Origin of the sequence: Actinoplanes sp. NBRC 103695 (genome assembly GCF_030269485.1) — a bacterium.
Lineage (GTDB): Bacteria > Actinomycetota > Actinomycetes > Mycobacteriales > Micromonosporaceae > Actinoplanes.
This window is the reverse complement of the sequence record NZ_BSTL01000113.1, coordinates 1-1,008: the sequence shown is the minus strand read 5'-3', so window position 1 is coordinate 1,008 and position 1,008 is coordinate 1. Positions and strand designations below refer to the sequence as shown.

Sequence of the window (1,008 nt, the reverse complement as noted above, 5' to 3'; positions counted from 1 at the left end):
CCGATTACTCGACTCCTGCGCCGTTGTCTGACTGGCCGGGTGTCTCCGGTGGTACGTACCCCTCGTCTTCGGGGTATGCCGGCCCTCAGTCGTTGACCGGTACCGGCTTCGACTACACCGGTTTCAATCCGTACCCCCCGTCCTCGGCGCCTGCTGCTCCTAACCCCACCGGTGGCGACCACGACTACCCCTACTTTGATGACGGCGGCTCGGACGTGGCTGACTGGCCCGGCATGTCCGGTTCGGGTGGTCGTGGTGGTGGCGGGGGTGGCTTCTACCAGCAGCAGCGGTTCTACCCTGCGGCGGTCGAGATCACCGGTGGTGGTCGGGATGGTTCGGGCGTGCGGCAGCCGGGTGTTGATGGTGCCGTTGCGGGTGTGGGTTTGTCTTTTCCTGACGTGGTGCGGTTGTTGACCGTGGCTGCCGATAGTGAGCTTCAAGAGCTGGCTGGATGGCTGACAACGGAAGCCTCCGGATGGGAAAACATCTACGAACAACTGGTCACCGAGCGGTCTCTGCCTCTTCCGGTGACGTGGAACGGGTTCATGCGGGCGGTAGCTGATCTTCAGCCGTTGACGCGAGGTAAGGTTTACGCTGCGGTCCTGGCCTACGATTCCGCCTCTGTCGAGTTGCGTGCCCTGCTCCCGGCGATCCAGGTGCCGACCACGGGGGAGATGCTGCGCGACAGCCGCACCATCACCCTCGACCCAGATCACCAGGTCGTGACCCGCGATCGGGCCACCGGCGTCCGTGTCATGCCCACGTCCGGACTGCAGGACGTGGCCGAGACTTCTGCGCTGGACGGGCTCGGACATGAACCGGTTCGTGCCCGATTCGCGCCCCTGTCCGCCGAGGCCGCGATGTCGCCGATCGGCGACGTGTTGTCGTCGTTCCTGACCGGCGGGGATCGTGAGCCGGCCAGGTCGCTGGTGCAGGCCGCCGCCCAGGTAGAGGCCATACTGGGCCCACCCCCTGTCAAGGCAGCCGATTGCACCCCCCGGTCCGTGG

1 protein-coding gene is annotated in these 1,008 nt (G+C 66.0%); it reads left to right on the top strand.

All coding sequences use genetic code 11. The features are described 5' to 3' along the window. Window positions 1–92 precede the first annotated feature (92 nt). Window positions 93–1,008, top strand: a 916-nt coding sequence (locus tag QSK31_RS48495) for a hypothetical protein (protein ID WP_502873133.1), incomplete at its 3' end; no start/stop codon positions are given.